The sequence below is a fragment of the Pseudogemmobacter bohemicus genome, assembly GCF_003290025.1.
Classification (GTDB): Bacteria; Pseudomonadota; Alphaproteobacteria; order Rhodobacterales; family Rhodobacteraceae; genus Pseudogemmobacter; species Pseudogemmobacter bohemicus.
In genome coordinates this window covers 121,396-141,844 of sequence record NZ_QNHG01000008.1, presented here as the reverse complement: position 1 = coordinate 141,844, position 20,449 = coordinate 121,396, and the positions used below count along the sequence as shown (strand labels likewise).

18 protein-coding genes are annotated in these 20,449 nt (G+C 61.5%); 11 read left to right on the top strand and 7 right to left on the bottom strand.

Going from position 1 to position 20,449, the window contains the following annotated elements; genetic code table 11:
* Window positions 1–236 precede the first annotated feature (236 nt).
* The 4 genes from DRF71_RS26660 to DRF71_RS26650 all read left to right on the top strand — a co-directional run bounded on the left by DRF71_RS26660 (window position 237) and on the right by DRF71_RS26650 (window position 5,823).
* Complete coding sequence (locus tag DRF71_RS26660; RefSeq protein ID WP_112313451.1) at window positions 237–824, top strand: TetR/AcrR family transcriptional regulator; 588 nt, start codon at window positions 237–239, stop codon at window positions 822–824.
* 183 nt (window positions 825–1,007) lie between these two features.
* Window positions 1,008–2,000 (top strand): Y-family DNA polymerase, encoded by a 993-nt coding sequence (locus DRF71_RS26655; RefSeq protein ID WP_332872091.1) that lies wholly within the window; start codon window positions 1,008–1,010, stop codon window positions 1,998–2,000.
* A complete protein-coding gene (locus DRF71_RS29285) occupies window positions 1,997–2,476 on the top strand; it encodes a hypothetical protein (protein WP_332872090.1) in 480 nt (159 codons plus the stop codon). Before DRF71_RS26655 ends, DRF71_RS29285 begins: the two co-directional genes overlap by 4 nt.
* Window positions 2,473–5,823 carry an error-prone DNA polymerase gene (locus DRF71_RS26650; RefSeq protein ID WP_112313450.1) on the top strand — a complete coding sequence of 1,117 codons (3,351 nt, stop codon included), beginning with the start codon at window positions 2,473–2,475 and terminating at the stop codon, window positions 5,821–5,823. Before DRF71_RS29285 ends, DRF71_RS26650 begins: the two co-directional genes overlap by 4 nt.
* A gap of 129 nt (window positions 5,824–5,952) precedes the next feature.
* Here the strand turns inward: DRF71_RS26650 and repC are convergent, their stop codons facing one another.
* From repC to DRF71_RS26620, 6 genes are all read right to left on the bottom strand, one after another.
* Window positions 5,953–7,038, bottom strand: coding sequence for a plasmid replication protein RepC (gene repC, locus DRF71_RS26645; RefSeq protein ID WP_112313449.1), 1,086 nt, complete (start codon window positions 7,036–7,038; stop codon window positions 5,953–5,955).
* A gap of 241 nt (window positions 7,039–7,279) precedes the next feature.
* Window positions 7,280–8,287 carry a plasmid partitioning protein RepB gene (repB, locus tag DRF71_RS26640; protein ID WP_112313448.1) on the bottom strand — a complete coding sequence of 336 codons (1,008 nt, stop codon included), beginning with the start codon at window positions 8,285–8,287 and terminating at the stop codon, window positions 7,280–7,282.
* Complete coding sequence (gene repA / locus DRF71_RS26635) at window positions 8,287–9,492, bottom strand: plasmid partitioning protein RepA (RefSeq protein WP_112313447.1); 1,206 nt, start codon at window positions 9,490–9,492, stop codon at window positions 8,287–8,289. The genes repB and repA overlap by 1 nt, the downstream gene beginning before the upstream one ends.
* Before the next feature lie 376 nt (window positions 9,493–9,868).
* On the bottom strand, window positions 9,869–10,897 hold the full coding sequence (locus tag DRF71_RS26630) for a tyrosine-type recombinase/integrase (RefSeq protein ID WP_112313446.1): 1,029 nt from the start codon (window positions 10,895–10,897) through the stop codon (window positions 9,869–9,871).
* A complete protein-coding gene (locus tag DRF71_RS26625) occupies window positions 10,890–11,501 on the bottom strand; it encodes a Fic/DOC family protein (protein WP_112313445.1) in 612 nt (203 codons plus the stop codon). The genes DRF71_RS26630 and DRF71_RS26625 overlap by 8 nt, the downstream gene beginning before the upstream one ends.
* A 3-nt stretch (window positions 11,502–11,504) precedes the next feature.
* The gene (locus DRF71_RS26620; protein ID WP_112313444.1) at window positions 11,505–11,726 is read right to left on the bottom strand and encodes an antitoxin VbhA family protein; all 222 of its coding nucleotides are present in this window, start codon (window positions 11,724–11,726) and stop codon (window positions 11,505–11,507) included.
* A 305-nt stretch (window positions 11,727–12,031) separates the two neighbouring features.
* Between DRF71_RS26620 and DRF71_RS26615 the strand changes: the two genes are divergently transcribed.
* The 3 genes from DRF71_RS26615 to DRF71_RS26605 are packed head-to-tail and all read left to right on the top strand — an operon-like array spanning window position 12,032 to window position 15,346.
* Window positions 12,032–13,678: a Mu transposase C-terminal domain-containing protein gene (locus DRF71_RS26615; protein ID WP_112313443.1), complete on the top strand. Its 1,647-nt coding sequence runs from the start codon at window positions 12,032–12,034 to the stop codon at window positions 13,676–13,678.
* A complete protein-coding gene (locus DRF71_RS26610; protein ID WP_112313442.1) occupies window positions 13,671–14,549 on the top strand; it encodes a TniB family NTP-binding protein in 879 nt (292 codons plus the stop codon). The genes DRF71_RS26615 and DRF71_RS26610 overlap by 8 nt, the downstream gene beginning before the upstream one ends.
* Window positions 14,546–15,346 carry a TniQ family protein gene (locus DRF71_RS26605; RefSeq protein ID WP_112313441.1) on the top strand — a complete coding sequence of 267 codons (801 nt, stop codon included), beginning with the start codon at window positions 14,546–14,548 and terminating at the stop codon, window positions 15,344–15,346. Before DRF71_RS26610 ends, DRF71_RS26605 begins: the two co-directional genes overlap by 4 nt.
* Here the strand turns inward: DRF71_RS26605 and DRF71_RS26600 are convergent.
* A protein-coding gene (locus DRF71_RS26600) for an IS3 family transposase (protein ID WP_112313440.1) occupies window positions 15,343–16,490 on the bottom strand; the annotation gives its coding sequence in 2 pieces (ribosomal slippage) (window positions 15,343–16,232 and window positions 16,232–16,490; 1,149 coding nt in all). The genes DRF71_RS26605 and DRF71_RS26600 overlap by 4 nt on opposite strands.
* Window positions 16,491–17,017: 527 nt before the next feature.
* Here DRF71_RS26600 and DRF71_RS26595 point away from each other — a divergent pair.
* From DRF71_RS26595 to DRF71_RS26580, 4 genes are all read left to right on the top strand, one after another.
* The gene (locus DRF71_RS26595; RefSeq protein ID WP_112313439.1) at window positions 17,018–17,935 is read left to right on the top strand and encodes a DUF1403 family protein; all 918 of its coding nucleotides are present in this window, start codon (window positions 17,018–17,020) and stop codon (window positions 17,933–17,935) included.
* Window positions 17,936–17,937: 2 nt separating this feature from the next.
* Entirely contained in the window at window positions 17,938–18,576 is a 639-nt protein-coding gene (gene scpB / locus DRF71_RS26590; protein ID WP_112313438.1) for an SMC-Scp complex subunit ScpB, read from the top strand.
* Between the two features lie 149 nt (window positions 18,577–18,725).
* A complete protein-coding gene (locus DRF71_RS26585; protein WP_232831709.1) occupies window positions 18,726–19,736 on the top strand; it encodes a hypothetical protein in 1,011 nt (336 codons plus the stop codon).
* Window positions 19,721–20,395, top strand: a complete 675-nt coding sequence (locus DRF71_RS26580) for a hypothetical protein (RefSeq protein ID WP_112313436.1) — start codon at window positions 19,721–19,723, stop codon at window positions 20,393–20,395. The genes DRF71_RS26585 and DRF71_RS26580 overlap by 16 nt, the downstream gene beginning before the upstream one ends.
* The last annotated feature ends 54 nt before the right edge of the window (window positions 20,396–20,449 follow it).

Here is a 20,449-nt window from a genome sequence, read left to right as displayed (position 1 = left end):
TGCGCCTGTCTCCGTGCGGTTTTCGCCCTGCGGCCCAGGGTTGTCAACGCTCGATGACACCAGGAAAACCGGTATCTCTAATTCAGAAAATAGGCATCCGGTTGTTCCCCGTCGGGAAAACAGCTAGAAACGGCGACCTGACCGGAATTGCCCTGAAACGTGGCGCCGTCCAGGCTGCAATCATCCGTTACAACCTTATACGCAGCAGACCAAACAGATCGCATATGCCCAGGACAATGACCCCAGCCAGCGAGAGCGGCCGCGCGCCAGGAAACACAACCGGGAAAGAACGTATTCTTACATCGGCGATGCTTCTTTTCACGCGGATGCCCTATTCCGATACCAGCCTGCGCGATATCGCCGCCGCAGCCGGGGTAGATGTCGCCTATGTCCATCGCTCCTTCGGCTCCAAGGCTGAGATATTCCGTCAGGCGCTTCTGACACTTGGACCACTGGATGACATCGCGGCCCCGCAGTCGGACGGCCCGGCCATGATCCGGCGGCTTTGCAACTTGGCTTTTGTGTGTTGTCCGCAGAAGCTCGAGGATGTCCGCCCGCTGCATCTGTTGGTTCAGTCCAGCCTCTGCAGCGAAGCGCACAATATCATTACCGAATTCATCGACGCATCACTCGCTCTCCCTTTGAGTAGGGCTTTCGGCCACCTCGATTCGGGTCGGGCTCATTTCGCGATAAGCCTCCTCAGCGGCTTCGTAACGCATCGCGCAATACTTGAACCTAAAGGCTTGCTCGCAATTCCCGAGGCGGACCAGCGGCGAATGCTGGAAACCGCCCTGATGAATGCAATGAGTGACATCGATAATTGATCAGCATTCACCTGCGCGCCCTGCATATCAGGGCGAACGACAAAACCAGAAAGACCGCTACGCTTGCAGCCGGCTTTCCATATGCGTTCTTCGGTGGTTTTTGTGTCCGCGCCATCGCCTCATGATCGCAAGGGTCTCGTATCGAACAAAGCAGGAACATGAGGATCTTACCCGTGCAGTGGGATGGCGCGACGACTGCTTGCCATATGGTTTCCGAGGCTGGCCAGTGACGTCAGCCTGCGGACACGCCCCGTCGAGGGGCCCTTTGCCCTGACGCATCGCGTGGGCAATGCCGATCAGCTGCGCTGTCTTAATGCAGCTGCGAGAGCTCAGGGGCTGCATCGCGGCATGCCTCTGGCAGATGCCCGCGCCCTTGTGCCTGATCTGGCGACGCGCCTCGCGGATCCCGTACGTGAGACGGCAGCTCTTGTGGCTTTGCGCCGGTGGGCGGTGCGCTATGCGCCCCAGGTCGCAATAGATGGTGACGATGGGTTGATCGCGGACATCACCGGGGTCGCACATCTCTTCGGCGGCGAGGAGGATCTGCGCGGTGATCTCCATGCCCGGCTGATCCGGGCGGGTCTTAACGCGCAAAGCGCGATTGCCGGCAGCCGCGGCGGCGCGCATGCGCTCGCCCGCCATGGCGGCGGGATCGTGCCGGATGGATTGCTGGCGGAGCGGCTCGGCCGTCTGCCGGTCTCGGCGCTGCGCATCTCACCGGAGATTTCCGAGGGGCTGTCGCGCATGGGACTTTCTTGCATCGCCGATCTGATCCCCCTGCCCCGGGCTCCGCTCGCGCGCCGGTTCGGGCCGGGGCTGGTCACGACGCTGGACCAGATGCTCGGCACCATGCCTGAGCCTGTCGGTGCCCTGCCCGAGGCGCCGCAGTTCGGGGTGAGAATGACACTGCCTGAACCGATCGGGCTGACGGGTGATGTGATGGCGGGGCTGGACCGCCTGCTCGAGCGCCTGTGCGGCAAGCTGGTCTCAGCCCATATGGGTGCGCGGCGCGTCCGGTTGGAACTGCGTCGGGTCGACAAGGCAACCGTCACGGTCGAGGTTGGTCTTGCGCGGGCAATGCGGGATCCCGAGCGCATATCGGCGCTGTTCCGCAAGGGCGTCGAAGACGTCGATCCGGCTATGGGATCGACGCGCTTCGCATCGAGGCCGTGGTGACCGAACCCCTGGCCCCGCAACAGATTGGAGAGGCGAAGGTCGGGCAGGAAGACGAGTTCAACGACCTGATCTCCCGCCTCGGCAATCGGCTGGGCTTCGACCACGTCCTGCGGTTTCTGCCCGCCGAGAGCCGCATCCCGGAGCGCAGCTTCCTGACGGTGCCCGCCGCCTATAGCGAGGTGACCCCCCTGCCCTTTCGCAAGCGTCCCCGCCGACCGGCCATGATCTTTCCGCCGGAGCCGGTCACCTCCGCCTCCGGGCATCCCCCGGCGCGGTTTCGCTGGCGACGGATGAGCTTCACCACCCTGCGCGCGGCCGGACCGGAGAGGATCACCCCGGAATGGTGGTTCGATGATCCGGCCTGGCGCAGCGGCGTTCGGGACTATTGGCGGATCGAGACGAAGGAAGGGCCACGGCTCTGGCTCTTCCATACCCCCATGGCCCCGGCCTGGGCCGTGCAGGGGACATTCCTGTGACCGCCTATGCCGAACTCTGCGTCACCACCAACTTCACCTTCCTCACCGGCGCGTCGCATCCCGAGGAGCTGGTGACGCGGGCGGCCGAACTGGGGCTGATGGCCATCGCGATCACCGACCGGAATTCAGTAGCGGGTGTGGTGCGGGCCTTCTCGGCCCTGAAGGAACTGACGCGGCTGCGGGAAGCCGAACATGCCGGTGACGAAGGTCCGGCGATCCGGTCACAGCAGATCACCGATCCCTCCAGCCGGCAGCAGCTGTTAAGCGGCCAGCCCCCGAGCGTTGCGGGGATCCAGCCGGAGAGCCCCCTGCCCCGCCTGATCCCCGGCGCGCGTCTGGTCTTCACCGACAGCCCGGTCGATTGGCTGGCCCTGCCCACCGATATAGCGGCCTGGTCGCGGCTGACCCGGCTCCTGTCCCTTGGCAAGCGCCGCGCCCCCAAGGGCGAGTGCCATCTTCAGGAGGCGGATCTGCTGGACTGGGGCCTGGGCATGATCCTGATCGCGCTGCCGCCAGATCTCTTGGACGCTGAGCCGCCCGCACTTCATCGGATAGAGAGCAGCCTTCGACGGGTTTCCCGCAGGTTCGCCGGGCAATGCTATCTCGGGGCAGCGCCCTTCTATGACGGACAGGATCAGGAGCGGATAGATCGGATCGCCATCCTCTCCCAGGCTACAGGCCTGCCCAAGGTCGCCGTGGGCGAAGTCATGATGCACCGCTCGGCACGGCGCCCGCTGGCGGATGTGCTGACCTGCCTGCGTGAGGGCTGTACCATCGACACCATCGGCGAGCGACGGCTGGCCAATGGCGAACGCCGCCTGAAGTCTGGTGCCGAGATGGCCCGGATGTTCCATCGTTACCCGGCGGCGATACGCCGCTCGGTCGAGATCGCAGACCGCTGCGCCTTCCGGCTCGACCAGCTGCGCTACCAGTATCCGGATGAAGCCCGGGACGACGAACCGGCGCAGGCAAGGCTGGAGCGTCTGGTCCGCGAGGGGCTCCAGCGCCGGTATCCCGACGGTGCACCGCCAAAGATCGTGACGCGGGTCGGGAAGGAACTGCGGCTGATCGCCGAGGTGGAATATGCTCCCTACTTCCTGACGGTCCATGACATCGTGGTCTTCGCTAGGTCCCGTGGCATTCTCTGCCAGGGGCGCGGGTCGGCCGCCAATTCGGTGGTCTGCTATCTTCTCGGCATCACCGAGGTTCCGCCGAAGACCATCACCCTGATCTTCGAGCGCTTCATCTCGAAGGACCGTGGCGAACCACCCGACATTGACGTCGACTTCGAGCACGAGCGGCGGGAAGAGGTGATCCAGTGGATCTACGAACGCTATACCCGCGAGCGCGCTGGCCTGACCGCTGTCGTGATCCATTTCCGGTCGCGGGCTGCGATCCGTGAGGTCGGCAAGGTCATGGGGTTGAGTCAGGATGTGATCGCCCGGCTCTCGGGGCAGATCTGGGGATCATCCTCTTCGGCGCCGGGAGAGGACCGGCTGCGGGATGCCGGGTTGAACGCGGACAACTCCCGTGTCGCTCTGGCCATGCAATTGATTGGCGAGATCATCGGCTTTCCCCGGCACCTGTCGCAGCATGTCGGCGGCTTCGTCATTACACATGGCCGGCTGGACGAGTTGTGCCCGATCGAGAATGCGGGGATGGAGGATCGCACCGTCATCGAATGGGACAAGGACGATATCGACGCGCTCGGCCTTCTGAAGGTGGACATCCTTGCGCTCGGCATGTTGACGGCAATCCGCAAGGCCTTCGGGCTGATCGAGGATCACCGCGGCGGGAAGCTGACGCTTGCGAATGTCCCGGTCGAGGATGGTCAGGTCTATGAGATGCTCTGCCGCGCTGACGCCATCGGGGTCTTCCAGGTGGAAAGCCGGGCGCAGCTCAACTTTCTGCCTCGGATGCAGCCGCGCAAATTCTACGATCTGGTCTGCGAGGTCGCCATCGTCCGGCCAGGCCCGATCCAGGGCGGCATGGTGTATCCCTTCATAAATCGCCGACAGGGGAAGGAGAAGGTCGAGGATCTGGGCCCCGCGATGATGGAAGTGCTTGGACGCACCTATGGTGTTCCGCTGTTTCAGGAGCAGGCGATGCAGATCGCGGTGGTCGCGGCGGGCTTCTCGCCGGCGGAAGCAGACCGGCTGCGCCGCAGCCTCGCGACCTTCAAACGGATGGGAACCATTGGCTCATTCCGGGACAGGTTCATCGGCGGTATGCTGGCACGCGGCTATGACGCCGAATTCGCGGCACGCTGCTTTGCCCAGATCGAGGGCTTTGGCAGCTACGGGTTCCCGGAAAGTCACGCCGCGAGCTTCGCGCGGCTGGTCTATATCTCGGCCTGGCTGAAGCATCACCATCAGGCGATCTTCACCTGTGCACTCCTGAACGCGCAACCGATGGGCTTCTACGCACCGGCGCAGCTGATCCGGGATGCCCGCGATCATGGCGTCGAGGTGCGGCCGGTCTCTGTGAACCATTCGGAATGGGATTGCACCCTGGAACGCCGGCCGGACGATGCGCTCGCCTTGCGGCTCGGGTTCCGCCAGATCAAGGGCATGCGCGAAGAAGATGCGGGCTGGATCGTTGCCGCCCGCGGGAACGGCTATCCCGATGTCGAGAGCCTGTGGCGGCGGGCAGGTGTCCATCCCGACGCGTTGGAGCGTCTGGCGGAAGCGGACGCCTTTGCCTGCCTCGGGCAGAACCGGCGGGACATGCTCTGGCAGGCGAAAGCCCTGAGAGCGCCAAAGCCGCTGCCGCTGTTCGGCATGGATGGGGAAGGGGGCGCGGAACCTTCTGTGCATCTACCGCAGATGACGCTCGGGCAGGAGGTGATCGAGGACTATCTGGCGCTTCGGCTTTCGCTGCGGGCTCATCCGTTGGAGCTGTTGCGGCCAAACTTGGCGGAGAGCCTGCCACATCAACAGCTGTCAGAGGCGAAGGGCAGGGCGACCGTCACCGGCCTCGTCATCACACGCCAGAGACCGGGAACAGCGTCCGGTGTTGTCTTCCTCACACTGGAGGATGAGACCGGCGTTGCCAATGTCGTTGTCTGGAAGAAGGTCTATGAGGTCTTTCGAAAGGCGGTGATTGCTGGGCGCTTGCTGCGGGTAACCGGCAGGATAGAGCGGGATGGCACTGTTGTTCACCTCGTTGCAGAGCAGATCGAAGATCTTTCGCCGCGCCTTGCGACGATCGGGCAGCAACTGAAGATCGGGGCCGAGACCGAGAGGGCAGGGGAGACGGTGCGGCCGATCCGAACCGGGGGCAGGGCGGTCGCGCGACATCCTCGCGAGCAGGCGCGAAAGCTGTTCCACAGCAGGGATTTTCATTGAGGAGCGGCTTTGTCGTGCGCGGACTCAGATGTGTGGTCCATGGACCACATCCTGATTGGACATCCAAGTGTTCATCTTTTGCAGAGGCGGTTGGTCCATGGACCACATCATCGTGATCAAGGGGTGCACTCAAGTGGCAGCCACCGTGAGAGGGTGAAATGTATCGCGCCGTTTGCCAAGGGTCACCGCCGCGAAGTATGCTGCAGGGTTTCGTATCCTATGGCTTGCTTGTGCAATATGCAGTGCTGCGCATATGAACACTTCAGAAGATACTGCCGCATGCGCCTTTTGGCGCAACTTGTCACCGATGCCACACCAATTGGCAAGATTCCAAGCGAGCTTTTCGAGTCCGTGCCAGCTGGTCACGGGGGCTTCTGCCCAGGCAAGCGCGTCAGGATATCGATCAGCTATTGTTCTAAGAATACCGGAAGGCTCCGTAGCTTCGCTATTTGTGACTTCGTTGCGCTGAGGTGAATCAGAATCAAATTCTTCTTTATTAGATTTGATCTTGTGGCGGTCATTCTGACCGTCATTGGAGGCCAGAATTGCTGAGTTTTGAAGCTGTTCATCGGTCGTCCGGGTAGCAAAACGCTGTTGTTCTGCTTCGGCAGCTTCTGCCGCAACTTGTCTGTAGAGGGCAGAATAGAATGCAGAATTGTGCCTCCGCCTTAAGGCCCGGGTCACCTCAGCAAGGCGCCCTGTAGGCAGGAGCTCCCTTGCGGCGTAGATTAGGCTTGAAAGACGCTTCCGTTGAAGCTTGATCCGTAGGGTTTCTTCTGCGGCTTCTGCAGCGAGGCTTTCGAACTCAGCTGCTCTGTAGAGCAGAGGAGATACATCCAATCCATAAACGTCATCATGTCCGTCGGGGTTGGCAACCTTGTATCGCTTGCCATTTGTGCTTGCTTTGCGAGAGAGAAGGCCGGCCGAGATCAGCTCAGCGATGTGCCGTCTGATCGATCGTTCCGAAGCTCCATCGGCTCGTTCGGAAACCGTCCTGTTCGATGCAAAGACGACAAGGCCACGGCTCGGTTTGACGAAGCTTATCAGAGCACGCAAAGTCCCGAGTGCTTGAGGGGAAACATCAAGTGTGGTCCTGGCAGCTACTAGGTTGCGGAATACTTGCCAAAGCGAAGATGTTTCATTCGCATCTCTAGGCACAACATCATTGTACCCGTTGCCTACAGCACGGGAGAGTGAGCGACTGAGTGCTTTCATCGTATTTCACGAGAAGAGCGGGTAGGGGAGGACCCCCGTCCATCCCATCGGCCTCTTGAATAGGCAAAAATATTGAGTCAACCGAATCGGTTGTTCTTGACCTTGGTCCAGATGTGCCTATAAATCAGAGCTGCTTACACACTGATTTGGGCTCTCCGAGGGTGACTTCGGGGGGCTCTTTCTTTTCCGACCTTCGTTACGTGCTCCTTTCTGGTTAGATGTTACATGGACAACTGAAGAGTCAGGCCTCTTCAGTCTTTTCTCTGACCCAGCGGTCCTGAAGCTCTCTGATGACGCCTTCAGCTTGTGCGGCCAACCACTGAGCGAAGTCGGGCCCATCGTCGATATTGAGGGTGAGCGACAAGGATTTGCGAGAAATCGTCAGGGAAACCTGTGGCGCAGGGCCTGGAAGTCCGAGCAGACGACTCTGTGGTCCACGGACCACAGAGTTGGCGGAGGTAGCGCCATCATCTGAAACCAGAATTTTCCTAAGCGATTGTAATGCAATATTAAATCTATCAGAGCTAGAGGTGTTCTCCGGGCATTTGCTGAGTGCATCGGATGCAGCCTTGGCCCCGGGTTTCCCCAGCTTCACAACGAGCTCAGCAAACGCAGTCCAGGGACGGCGCCCAATGTCATGGGCGGCTCCGATCTTCTCGATCAGATCCTTTGGTACGATCTCCGCGAGCCGAAGCATCTTTGAGCATGCAAATCGATCAATGCTTAATGCATCTTGGATAACACGATTATCGTACCCGAGCCGCCTTAGCTCAAACGCGAATAGTGCCTTCTCGATGTGTGACGGGTCCAGCCGCTGATTATTTTCTTGCCCTTGCGCAATAATGGCTTCCCGTTCATCGACGTTCCGGATGAGGGCCTTTACCTTGATCTTAGGGTCGATCGATCTGATCGCAGCCAGTCGACGCCGACCGTAAACGATGATGTAGCGATTCAGTTGCCCTGGTATCGGCCGTACGAGGACGGGGACTTGCTGTCCGTACGTTTTGATACTCTCGGCGAGTTGTGCGAGCTCCGGATCATTGACCGTCAACCGATCTTGTGGCCCATCAGTCTCGATCTGATGGGCGTCAAGGTCCTGAACACCATTCAGACCGAGATCTCGCATGGAGTCTCGCAAGCTATTGACCGCAGTTGTCGGCCCAGGTTTCCGGGCATCCTCTGGCGTACCTGCACTGGAGTCATGTGCGGCGTGTTCGTTTGCGAGGTCGAGAAGGTTCTTACGTCCCATCAGTTCCTCCCCCAGGAGTTCTGGATCAACTGCTCGATTTCGTCACCGACTGCATTCATACTGGTGACTGCTCGTTCCAAGGTTTTCTTGACGAAGTCGCCCGGCTCCACTTCGTAGATGGTCTGCTGTGTAATGCCGGCATCTGAAATAGCGGTGGATTTCAGCATTGGCTCGGTAAGCACATGACCCGCCAAAATGGATCGAAGATAGGCAGCCATTTGTGTCTGTGGAGCGTCCGAAGGTTCGTACCGCGTCAGCAAGAACTTTAAAAAGTCCCATGAAACCGGTCGGTTGGTCAGTTGCTCAATGGTTTCGAAGAGTTCACCAGCTAGTTTGAGAAACTGGGACATGGAGGCTACATCGAACATGCTAGGCACAACGGTGACGATCAGACCTGTCGAAGCCGCGATCGCTGAGAGGGTAATAAAACCGAGCTGCGGAGGGCAATCGATGATGACCAGATCATAATTTTTCTCAACCTCATCCAGTTGGAAGGTGAGTCGTTGAGCAAAGCTCGGAACAATCTTCCTTGTCAGGGCGTATGCGGTCGTCGTCTCGTACTCGGCCAGCGCCAAGCCGCCGGGTGCCAGATCGAGATTGTGGAAGTATGTTTTCCTGATCACTTGGCTAATCGGAACCTGCAGCTCGTCATACCTGAGAGCATCATAAACGGTTCCGTGTTCGGAGAACTCAAGCTCCGGACGGTAACCGAACATTGTCGTCAGACTTCCTTGCGGGTCCATGTCGATCGCAAGCACTCGATAGCCTCTAAGCGCATAGCGCTGTGCTAGGTGGACTGCTGTTGTCGACTTTCCCGACCCGCCCTTGAAATTCACTGTCGAGATTACTTGAAGCGAGTCGCCCTCTCGCCTGCCCGGACGGAACGCCTCTCCGTTCTTAGCAGTACGAAACATGTGGTCGCGAATGCGGTCCATGGTTTCAGCTGTGTACCATCGGTGACCACGTGCGTCGCTTTCGAAGGGCGGGAATTCAGGATCTTCGTTGTGTCGCAGGCGGAGGTTGGATGCTGAAATGCCGGTGAGGTCCGTCAACTCGCGGGCGCTAAAAAGGCGCTGCTTCTTCTGACCTTCCGGCCGATACGCATGCTTCATCTGCCGATCCAGCGAACTCGCGAGACTATCGGCGAAGCCCGTTATGCGGCGGCTATCTATACGCCCATGGTCGGGCCGATCAATCTCGTTCATGCTGCCCTCGTTGGCCGGTGTGCGGCTCTTGTCGTGCTGCGCGGAAAATAGAGAAATATGCCAAGAATGGCAACAGTTGGGATTTCCGCTGTAGTCGAACGATTGCCACGCAAGTAGCGCCTTGGCAAACTTTTTCTGCGGAGTGTTAGGTCGCGCAGCATCAGTACTGCTAACTTGAGGTTTCCCATTGGACCTCAAGATCTTGAAATTAAAATAGAAACGCCTGAGTAAGAAGGGTCGCTTAGATCGCGCTTGTACCACTGGTAGTGGTGCAGCTATGGCACCTAACAGCTTGTGGTGCAGGTAGCCAGGATGCAGAGAGAATCGCTTTGACCTAGGATCCGGACGTTTTGTGGTCAATGGGTCGGGTCACGCGTCAAAGACCTGCTGCCTTGGTCAGATTCACTCGAAACCTATCGCGCCTGCGCTGATACCTGCGGGTCATTTCGGCGCTGGCATGGCCGAGCTGCTTCTGGACGTGGCGCTCATCCACCTCGGCGGAGGAGGCAAGGCCGGCGCGGAGGCTGTGTCCCGCGAAGAGGGCAGGGCGGTCCTTCTCGGGTAGGTCGCCGCGGAGTCCGGCCTGCAATGCGGTGCGCTTGACCAGTCTGGCGATCTCGCGGTCATTGAGTCGCATCGGGCCAACCTCCTTTCCCCTGCCGGTAACCCGGCGAAACAGCGGTCCCGTGCTGATCCGGGCGAGCTTCATCCAGGTTTCTAGGGCTTCGACTGGGCAGGTGGCGGCGGACGAGCCGCGGCCGATCTCGACTTCGCGCCATCCGGTTTTGCCGCGCAGAGTGACCAGCAACCCATCGGGCAATACCTCGACCCAGCCCCGGCCGTCTTCGGTCTGGCCGCGACCCGCATCGAGCCCAGTCACCTCCGAGCGGCGCAGTCCGCCGGCAAAGCCGACCAGCAGCATGGCGCGGTCGCGCAGGCCACGCAGGGTGCCGCGATCACAGGTCTCCAGCATCGCGAGCAGATTTTCCGGCAGGACGGCCTCCTTCTGACGCGGTGGGGATGCATGGGTGTTCCTGATCCCGGCCAGCACGGTGGCGATGTGCCGGTCGCGGCGGCCGAGGGCTAGGCCGCGCTGCGTATAAGCCCAGACCAGTGCCGAGAGCCGACGCTCAATGGTGGAGACCGCGTTCTTGCGGCCACCGACCGAGCGCGCACCGCTGGCGCAGGCCGTAATGTAGAGACCGATCACCTGCGGACTCGGGGCCAGCGCATCCAGCCCCTCGCGGCGGCACCAGCCGGCAAAATGTTTCCAGTCGGAGGCATAGGCCTTGCGGGTATTGGCGGAGCTCGCCGCCTCAGCATAACCGCGAGCGCGCTCCGCCAGATCGCGCAGGGCAGGGGGCTGATGCTCTGGTGGGGTAGGGGAGGGGGGTATATCAGTCATCGCGGCCTGCCGCTCCGATCTGTCGCAAGAGTAAGGCTGCCAGCGGGACGGTGTCGCCGCGATAGGCTGCGATCGACACCGTCAGCATCTCGTTGGGCGGCACGCCTTTCCAGGTGAGGGGATGGCCAGAACGTTCCGCAAGGTAGCGCACATACTCGCGCAAGGCGCGGCCGTTGCCGTCACGGAAGGGATGAAGGACGTTCAACTCGCCCATGTACCAAGCCATGCGTTCGGCGAAGTGATCGGCGGGCAATCCGGCGAGCCAGTTCTCTCGCCCTAACTCCGCAGCCAGCCGCGCGCCTTCTTGCTCGATGAAGCGCCAGTTGGCGAAGCGATTGCCGCCCTTGGAGATGTCCACCTCCCGGGCCGTTCCGGCCCAGGCATAAATGTCGCCGAACAAGGCCCGGTGGATAGCTAGGAGATAGGAGAAACCGGGTCCTTCAGGAGGCTCGGGCAGGGGGGATGCGCCGATCTCAAGTGTGGCGGCTAGGACGATCGTGGCTTCGGCGTCGTCAAGCTCGGCCTGATCCCTGATCCCGAGGAGATTGATGAGCACGCCCGAACCCGGATAGAGGTCGCGGTCGTCGCTGTCGTACCTGGTCATGTGTCAGTCCGCAGAGGACGGTCTGCGATAGCGTTCCAGCAGTCGAGTGCGCAAATCGGACAGGCTCAGGGTTCCGGCTTCTACTTGGCGGAACTCGGCTGCCGCCTGTGAGCTGAGATGGAGGCCTTCGATTTCCTGGCTGGCGATCGCGCTCGCGAGAAGCTTCGCGGTGGGCGTGATGCGACGGGGGAGGTCCGTCTGATGTTGGGTGGGCTTGGTGCGCATCACGAAAATCCTGTCTGTTGGCCTGAGTCTAGCAGAGACCGGGCAGCGTTGCATCATTGTGCTTTCCGGCCTCTTCCGCTCGGTTGCGCCGTCAATTCCACTGAAATTCCCTGTGCTGCAGGGCTTCGCTGATGTCTCCCGTGCGCGAATTCTGTCGGTCTGCCGGAGTTTTTGAGACTGCGATCCATTTGTTTTCAATGGTTTGCCTGCGTCTCATTTCTGAGACTGATTCAGGGTATATGAGATTAGGCACCGATTTGATTCATGTTTGTGAGACGGCCCGACATCCGCGCACGGAGCAGATCATGTCCGATAATCCTGTTGCTGACAAGGATTGGGAAGAGGCCGAATTTCGCGCCCGGGCGCTGGCTGAGCTGCCGGAACGGCTGAGCCCGAGCGCTGTCGAACTGGCCATGCATCAGCTGAATGTCAGCCGATCCACGCTTTTTCGTCTGGTGAAGCAGTTCCGCGAGGACGGGCGGACCAGTGCACTTCTACGTAACACGCGCGGGCCGAAGCCGGGCATGCAGCCCCTCGATCCGGCGGTGGAAGAAATCGTATCTCGCCATTTCAAGGGGTTTTATGCCACCCGTCGCAAGCCCACCAGGACGCGGTTCTGGCGCGAGGTTGCCGCTGATTGTCGGGCGCAAGGGCTGGCGCCGCCCTCGATCCGCCGTTTGGATCGCTGGCTGGAGGGGCGCGACCAGGCAAAGCTGATGTCCCGGCGAGAAGGCAAGGACAAGGCCGAGCGACGCCATCTGGCCACGCCGGGAGGTCTCGCTGCGAGCCACCCGTTGGAAATCGTCCAGATCGATCATACCAAGGCCGACGTAACGGTGGTCGATCCGGTCACGCGGCGCCCGCTCGGTCGCCCGACGCTGACCGTGGCAATCGACGTGAACACCCGCATGATTATGGGGTTTCACCTGTCACTGGAGCCTCCTTCGCTTCTGGCCGTTGCGCTGTGTCTGACCCATGCGGTGATGGACAAATCGCATTGGCTCACGGCGCGCGGAATCAGCGCGGATTGGTCTGCGCAGGGTATCCCGAGCGCAATTTACGTGGACAATGGCGCGGAGTTTCACGCTGGTGCCTTCGAGCGGGCCTGTTCCGAATACCAGATCGATCTGCGGCACCGACCACCGGGAACGCCGCGCTATGGCGGCCATATCGAGCGGCTGATCGGAACGATGATGGGCGCGATTCACCTGCTGCCGGGCTCGCATTTCTCGAACATTTTCGAGCGCGGCGATCTCGATGCCGAAGCCGAGGCGGTGATGACACTCGATGAGCTGGAGACCTGGCTCGCGCTCGAAATTACCGGCTCCTACCATGCGCGGGTCCACAGTGCGCTGGAAACCACGCCTGCGGCGGCTTGGGAGGCGCGGGTGAACGAGGTCCGGCTTCGCATGCCGGCCGATCTCAGGCAGTTCCTAGTCGATTTTCTGCCCTCCGAGCAGCGGGTTTTGCAGCGCGACGGCCTGCACCTCTTCCACATCCGCTACTGGTCGGACGAGTTGCGCTGGCTGATGGGCCGGGCGAGCCGCAAGTTCACGCTCAAATACGACCCGCGCGATCTCTCGCGCATCTTCGTCCTGACAGATGAGGGGATCATCGAAGCCCGACCGGCGGACCTGACACGGCCTGCGATCACGCTCTGGGAACACCGTGCGGCGCGGCGGTCGCTGCGCGAAGCTGGGCGCCGGTCTGTGGACGAGGAACTGATTTTCAGGACGATCGAGGCGCAGCGCGAGCTCGTCGACACCGCCGTACGGCAGACCAAAGTCACGCGGCGCCATCAGGCGCGGCGGGCGCATTTGGCGCCCCTGTCGATGATCGATGTTACACCGGATGCCGCCGCGCGAGATGCCCTGCGCGCGCCGGAAGGGGAGGGGAGCCCGTTCCTCAGCCACCCCGGTTTCAAGGTCGAGGAGTGGTACGACGATGACTGAGTTCCCGCATCTCTATCCGGGAGCCGGCAAGATCGCCGCGCTCAGCGCCGAGGACCGCATTCTTCGGATTCGCGCCGACCGCTGGATTTCTTATCCCAGGGCCGAGGCCGCCCTGGAGAAGCTGGAAACGCTGATGTCGTTTCCCGAGCGTGCCCGCATGCCGAACCTGCTCATTGTCGGCGAGAGCGGCATGGGCAAGACGATGATCATAGAGAAGTTCACCCGCGATCACGCGGCCAGCTTCGAGGAGATGAGCGGACGGCTGCATATGCCGGTCGTCGCCGTACAGATGGTATCCGGGCCCGACGAATCGCGCTTCTACCGCCGGCTCCTGGCGGCGATTGGTGCCCCGGAACCGCCGCGGGCGACGCTCTCCGTGCTGGAAAGCCTGGCCTTGCGACTGCTCGCCGAGTTGCGCCCAAGGATGCTGGTGATCGACGAGATCCACAGCCTGCAGGCGGGGACGATCCGAGAACAGGCGAGATTCTTGAACATGCTGCGCTTTCTGGGCAACGAGCTGCGCGTCCCGCTGGTCTGTGTCGGTACAGCGCAGGCTCGCAACGCGCTGCGCACCGATGATCAACTGGTGCGCCGCTTCGAGGCCTTCGCATTGCCGCCCTGGCGGGAGGGCGAGGATCTGAACGGGCTGATGAGTACGCTCGCGCGCACGCTGCCGCTCCGACGCGAAAGCCAGATCGACGGACAGGCGCTCACGCGGATCATCAAGGTGACCGGCGGCATCACCTCGGGCATTTTCTCGATCCTGTCGCAGCTGGCGATCGGCGCCATCGAAAGCGGCGAGGAACGCATCCTCTCGCGCGATATTCTGGGCGGCGACCGATTGCAGTCGGTCCTGGGGGAGCCGGTGTGACGGGGCACGGGCGCCTGCCGGTTGTCTACGCCCCTGACGCCGATGAACGGTTCTCCTCCTGGGCCGCGCGCATGGCCCCGTTCTACGCCATGACGGTTTCGGAATTTGTCGCCGCGCTTGGCCTGCAGGGGCACAACGTGTTCGATCTGGAATGGCGTCTTTCGGAAGGGCAGGGGGCTCTGATCGCGACCCGGACCGGTCTTTCGCCTGAAGCTGTGCGGGCGATGACGTTTTGGGATCTGCGGCCTGAAGCGCGTATGATGATCGCACGCGGGCATGGACGTCGTTGCCCGGCTTGCCCATCGGACATCCGTCGAAGAACTTCGGCGCTGCCTTGGGTCTTTCACTGTGCGGTCCACGTCGCGGACTTACAGGATGCCGCCGGCGGCTCGCTTCCGGCCATACTGGGCGCCGGGCCGATGGCCGCATTGGAGAGGACTGCGAAGGCCGGTGCGACCGTTCTCGAGGCTTGGGCGCATGGCGTCGGGCAGCAGGGCTTCGGCCCGGCCGAGATGCTGGCGCTGCTGACGGCGCGACACCGGCGTGCCTCGCCGCTGTCCCTGAGGGAGCAACCGCGCATGTCGCTGCAGACCCGGCGGGACTACCACGAATTCCTCACGACGCCGATCATTCGACAGGCGCTAACGGTGATCGTTCCCGAATACGATCGGGTGGCCCCGGTGCTGACGAAACCGGTCCTGTCTGGGCCGCGCAGCCTCGCTCAGGGCTCGCTGTTGCAATCCTTTGCACTGACGGTTGGCATTGAGCTGCCGCCGGTTTCGTGGACAGCAGGTTAAGCTAGCATAGCGCGGGCCTCGAACTCCATTGGGCTGAGGTAGCCCAGTTTCGAATGCCTTCTGCGCGGGTTGTAGAAGCGCTCGATGTAATCGAAGACGTCGGCCCGCGCTTCATTGCGAGTGCGATAGACCTTGATGGCTGTCCGTTCGGTCTTCAGCGTTGAGAAGAAGCTCTCCATTGCGGAATTATCCCAGACGTTACCCGCACGGCTCATCGAGCAGGTGATCCCATTGTCGGCCAGAAGCCTTTGAAACTGCTCGCTCGTGTATTGCGACCCTTGGTCCGAGTGATGCAGCAGCGCGTCGGCCTTCCCGCGTCGCCAGACCGCCATCATCAGCGCGTCCATGACCAGTGAGGCATCCCGATCAGCTTTCATGGACCACCCCACGGCGCGCCGGGAGAAGAGGTCGAGAACAACAGCGACGTAAAGCCAGCCCTCCGCGGTCCAGATGTAGGTAAAGTCGGCCAGCCACTTCTGGTTCGGCCGGTCTGCCTGAAAGTTCCGGTCGAGAAGATTGTCGGCGATGACCGACCGTTCCCCATCGTCCCTGGGCTTTCCCCGACGCCTGGGTCGCGCCCGTAAGGCATTGATCCGCATCAGCCGTTCTATCCGGTGAAGCCCACAGGCAAGCCCGCCCTCAAGAACATCCCGCCAGACACGACGTGCGCCATAGGTCCGGTCACTGGCCCCGAAGCTCGTCTCGATCGCTGCGACGAGCTTCGCGTCATGGATCTCGCGCGTGCTGGGTGGGCGGCTGAGCCACGCATGAAAGCCGGACCGCGAAACCTCAAGAACCTTGCAGAGCCAGCTGACCGGCCAGATGTGGCGGTGTTTGGCAATGAAGGCGAACCTCATATCGCCTCGCGCGCGAAAAAAGCTGCGGCTTTCCTCAGGATGTCACGCTCCGCCCGGAGCCGGGCGACCTCTTTCTTCAAAGCCGAAATCTCGGCCAGATCGGCCCGCATCTGCCCGTTCCCGGGAAACGCAACCGCCGGCGTGGCTGTCAGCTCTCGCATCCACCGCCGCAGCACGCTCTCCGCCACATCGAGGTCACGCGCGGCCTGTGCCACAGCAACACCCCGATCCGTCACCAGCCTGACGGCCTCGATCTTGAACTCACGGCTGAACTTCCGTCTCGTCATATCCACTCTCCAGTTCCTTGGTCACGATCTTATCTTCGTGTCCACGAAACCAGCAGCAGCTCACATAGGCCGGATAGCTGAAGATCCTGTCGCGCGTGCGATCGACGTTCTGCTCGCCAGTGATGCGGACGGGGAAGGGCGGGTGCAAGCTGCGCTCAGTTCATGGCCTCTCGTGTTGAGAAGGCGTATCTCTGCCCGTCTCTGGCGTGCTCAGCGCGACGAGAGCGCGCGCCAGATCGTCGCGAAACCATCGATACGGCGCCAGTCTCACAAATACCGGCGCGTCCAGTCTCATGAATACCGCGCCAGAATCTCATGAACCCAGGCATGCTCTTCGACGAAGTGCTTGAATCTCATGAATTCCGGTTATCCGACACGGTGAAATGCGAGCAACAGGCAACATCTGCGCAGAATATGCAGATTAGTCCGATAATGCAACCTTATTGGACATTATAAGGGAATGACAGGCGCGGCGGATATTGGAACCTTATCTAGCATAAAGCGCCGAGACCTGCTAGCGTCCTGCCATGTCCCGCTCTGTGAAACCTCCCCTGTCTCGCGCAAATCCACCGGCCCTGCCGCGCTGGATCCGGCAGGGCGCGGGCCGCAATGATGTTGAAACAGCGATGTTTTCCGCCGGGGCAGCCCTTGCTGTGTGGGACCCGATTGCCCGGTCTGACGACCCGGTCGGCATCCTCTGGCGCAAGCGGCTCGCGCTCTCGAGCGCAGCGGCGATTTCCCGGCTGGAAGGGCACCGGGAAGGCGAGGCGCAACTGCGCGATGCCTTCGCGCTGCGAAAACCCGGGGATGATCCCGGCCCCGCCGGGCGGATGCTGATCGGCTGGCGCGCCCTGGGCGAGGCACGGGCGCTGAGATCAGCCGACTGGCCTGTGCGTTTCCCTGGCTTCTTTGATCTGCCGCCTGGGCCGGGTGCGGAGGTCTTGCGTGACCTCGGCGCGCGGTTTGTCGGGCGCACCCCGCCGCTGCGCTTCGCGGCCGAGGCCGCGCGGGAGGTGCTCGCCCTTGGTCCAGCTTGGCGCGGCCTTTCCCTCTGGGTGGCGGATGCGCTTTTGGCTCGGGCGCTTGGCTGGGATCGGCCGGTGCCGCTGCTCGCAGCACATTTGCCGCGGGCAGCCTTCCGGCTTGAAGGGGATGCATGGATTGCGGCCTGCGCGAGTGCCTGGGGCAGGGGTGCGGTTGCTGCCTTTGATCTGCACATCGATCTGACCCGCCGCGCCACTGCTCTGCGCGCGGCAAATCTGCGGCGATCGGGAAAAGACACCGCCGCCATCATTGCCGCCTTACTGACCGAGGATGCTCTGACCGCTCAGGCCGGGGCCGAGGCCAGTGATCGCGCCGCGCGACGGCTGTTTGATCGCCTGACGTCCCTCGGGCTGGTGCGCGAATTGACCGGGCGGGCGACCTTTCGGCTTTACGGGCTGTGACGATGGCCCAGAAAGCTGCCGAGCCGCTGGATATCGAACTCGCTGATCTGCCGCGGGCGTTGCGCTGGCGCGAATGGATGGCACGGGTCGAGGCTGTGTTGTTCGCCGCCTCCGAGCCGGTGGGGCGGGAGGTGCTCGCCCGGGTGGTGGGCCGGGATTGTGCGCTGGATCTGCTGATCGAGGATATTGCTGCTGAACTGGCGGGGCGTCCCTACGAGATCGCGCGCGTTGCGGGAGGCTGGCAATTCCGCACCAGGCCGGACCATGCGGCTGCGATCCGGGCGGCGCGCGGTGAGTGTGATACCACCCGTGATCTGACCCAGAACGAAGCCCTCGTTCTGACCATCATCGCCTATATGCAACCGGTAACGCGCGGCGCGATCTCGCGCCTGACCGGCCGCGAGGTTAGCCGTGATCTGATCGCACGGCTGCACCGCCAGGCCCTGATAGCTCGCGGCCCGCGCAGCCCCGAACCCGGTGCGCCCTACACTTATGTCACCACGCCGGGGTTTCTGGTGCAGTTCGGTTTGGAAACCCTGCGAGACCTGCCGGACCTCGAAGCGCTGCAAGATGCGGGACTGCTGAAGCCCTCGGCTGACATCGCGCTGGATCTGCCGATTTCGGGTGAGGAAGCAGACTAGGCTAGCCGCTAAACGGCTCTCAGGTTGACTGTCGAATTCGGTTTATGATCTGTGATACTTTAGTTTAACACTACTATTGATTGCTAACATTAGCACTGATAGTGTCGTTTTTGATGTTAGCTTCTGACGACCATAAGCACGATAAACTGATGCGCCGCTTGCAGGACTATCTGGAAGCGACGCTGCATGCTGGCCTGCGGCTTGCCCCCTGGGCTGATACGTCGGGCGTCCCGGTCTATCTCACCCGCGAGTTTGGCCTGTGGCGTGGGGAGCTCTTGGGGGAGAAACTGCTGTTTGTAATGGATGGGCAAGCTGTCGACCTGACTCCGGGCGATCTTGCGAAGCGGATTGAGCGGCTGACAAAGGCATTCAACGGGCCGGCTGTTTTTGTGACCGATAGCATGACCGGCTACCAACGGGGGCGCCTGATCGAGGCTGGCGTGCCCTTTGTCGTCCCCGGCAATCAGCTTTACCTACCAAACGTTGGGTTGGACCTTCGGGAGCATTTCCGGCGCCGGTCGGAGACACCGGATGACAGGCTCTCGCCTGCTGCGCAGGTCTTGCTCTTGCGGCACCTGACTTTGGGGGATGTCGACGGTCAGGCTCCTGGACGACTGGTTGATGTGGTTCGATACTCGGCGATGACCTGCGGGAGGGCGATTGAGGAGATTGCGGCGCATGGTCTTGCCGAGATCCATTCGCGTGGCCGCAGCAAAATCATCTTGTTCAGATTACCGGAGGAAGAGGTTTTCCATTTGGCCGAACCTCTCCTCCGTCCCCCCGTGCGGGCTCAGCATTGGTATCGGGCGCGGCGGATCCCGAAAGGCTTCTACGGCACTACCCTGCCGCAGGACCTCGCCAAGGGAGGTGAGAGCGCGTTGGCCGAAATCAGCCAGCTGTCTCCGCCACCGAAACCTGTCTTCGCCGCAGGGCCAAAAGACTGGAAGCGGGTACAGGCTGGGGACTACGGCGATCAGGTCCCGATTTCCGATGAGCCGGATTTTGGCATTGATGTCTGGTGGTACGATCCGGACCAGATCGTACCTAGGCATCAACCTGACCGGATCTCACTCTATCTTCAGTTCAGAGAACATGCTGACGAGCGGGTTGCCGCAGCGGCACGAGAGGCAATGACGGAGTTCGCATGGTACCGGGACTGAACAGATTCAGAGAGCACTTCGCCGGTCATGAAGCACATTATGCCGTCATTGGCGGATCGGCTTGCTCCCTGATCTTCGATGAGGCCGGTATTGAGTTCCGCGCCACCCAGGACATCGACATGGTTCTCTGTGTCGAGGTGATCGACGCGGCGTTTGTGCTGGCACTGAAGGGATTTCTGGATGCCGGCGGGTATCAGGCCCGGGAGCGCGCAGATGGCCGCCGCGAGTTCTATCGTTTTCATCGCCCGGCCAACGTCGATTATCCAGCGATGATCGAGCTGTTCGCCCGACCGCCTGCGCACTTGCCGGCACCAGAGGAAGCGGGGCTTACAGTCGTCGAGGTTCCGGATGAGATGCTGAGTCTTTCCGCCATTCTGCTGGACGACGACTATTACAATGCGCTGCTGTCGGCGCGCCGTTCCGTGGATGGTGTGCATGTCTTGGACGAGCGGCTTTTGATCCCCTTCAAGGCACGGGCATTCGTGGATCTGTCGCGACGGCGCGATGGCGGGGATTTGACAGCAAAAGGCACCGATATCCGGAAACATCGCAATGATGTTTTCAGGCTGCTGCAACTTCTGCCTGCGGGAGATACCATTCTCGTGCCGGAGCCATTGAACCCACATTTCCCAAGTAAGGCGCTGATTTCGCTGTCCTGACCATTATATTTCCTATATAAAACATGGTGTTGAAGGCTGCGAGGGGCGCGTTTC

Excerpts from the sequence above, each read along its gene's own strand:
- DRF71_RS26580 (WP_112313436.1), top strand. The coding sequence starts at position 19,721 with ATGGTACCGGGACTGAACAGATTCAGAGAGCACTTCGCCGGTCATGAA.
- DRF71_RS26595 (WP_112313439.1), top strand. The coding sequence starts at position 17,018 with ATGTCCCGCTCTGTGAAACCTCCCCTGTCTCGCGCAAATCCACCGGCC.
- DRF71_RS26585 (WP_232831709.1), top strand. The coding sequence starts at position 18,726 with ATGCGCCGCTTGCAGGACTATCTGGAAGCGACGCTGCATGCTGGCCTG.
- repB (WP_112313448.1), bottom strand. The coding sequence starts at position 8,287 with ATGGGACGTAAGAACCTTCTCGACCTCGCAAACGAACACGCCGCACAT.
- DRF71_RS26655 (WP_332872091.1), top strand. The coding sequence starts at position 1,008 with ATGGCGCGACGACTGCTTGCCATATGGTTTCCGAGGCTGGCCAGTGAC.
- DRF71_RS26620 (WP_112313444.1), bottom strand. The coding sequence starts at position 11,726 with ATGCGCACCAAGCCCACCCAACATCAGACGGACCTCCCCCGTCGCATC.
- repA (WP_112313447.1), bottom strand. The coding sequence starts at position 9,492 with ATGAACGAGATTGATCGGCCCGACCATGGGCGTATAGATAGCCGCCGC.
- DRF71_RS26615 (WP_112313443.1), top strand. The coding sequence starts at position 12,032 with ATGTCCGATAATCCTGTTGCTGACAAGGATTGGGAAGAGGCCGAATTT.
- scpB (WP_112313438.1), top strand. The coding sequence starts at position 17,938 with ATGGCCCAGAAAGCTGCCGAGCCGCTGGATATCGAACTCGCTGATCTG.
- DRF71_RS26630 (WP_112313446.1), bottom strand. The coding sequence starts at position 10,897 with ATGACTGATATACCCCCCTCCCCTACCCCACCAGAGCATCAGCCCCCT.
- DRF71_RS26660 (WP_112313451.1), top strand. The coding sequence starts at position 237 with ATGACCCCAGCCAGCGAGAGCGGCCGCGCGCCAGGAAACACAACCGGG.
- DRF71_RS26610 (WP_112313442.1), top strand. The coding sequence starts at position 13,671 with ATGACTGAGTTCCCGCATCTCTATCCGGGAGCCGGCAAGATCGCCGCG.
- DRF71_RS26625 (WP_112313445.1), bottom strand. The coding sequence starts at position 11,501 with ATGACCAGGTACGACAGCGACGACCGCGACCTCTATCCGGGTTCGGGC.
- repC (WP_112313449.1), bottom strand. The coding sequence starts at position 7,038 with ATGAAAGCACTCAGTCGCTCACTCTCCCGTGCTGTAGGCAACGGGTAC.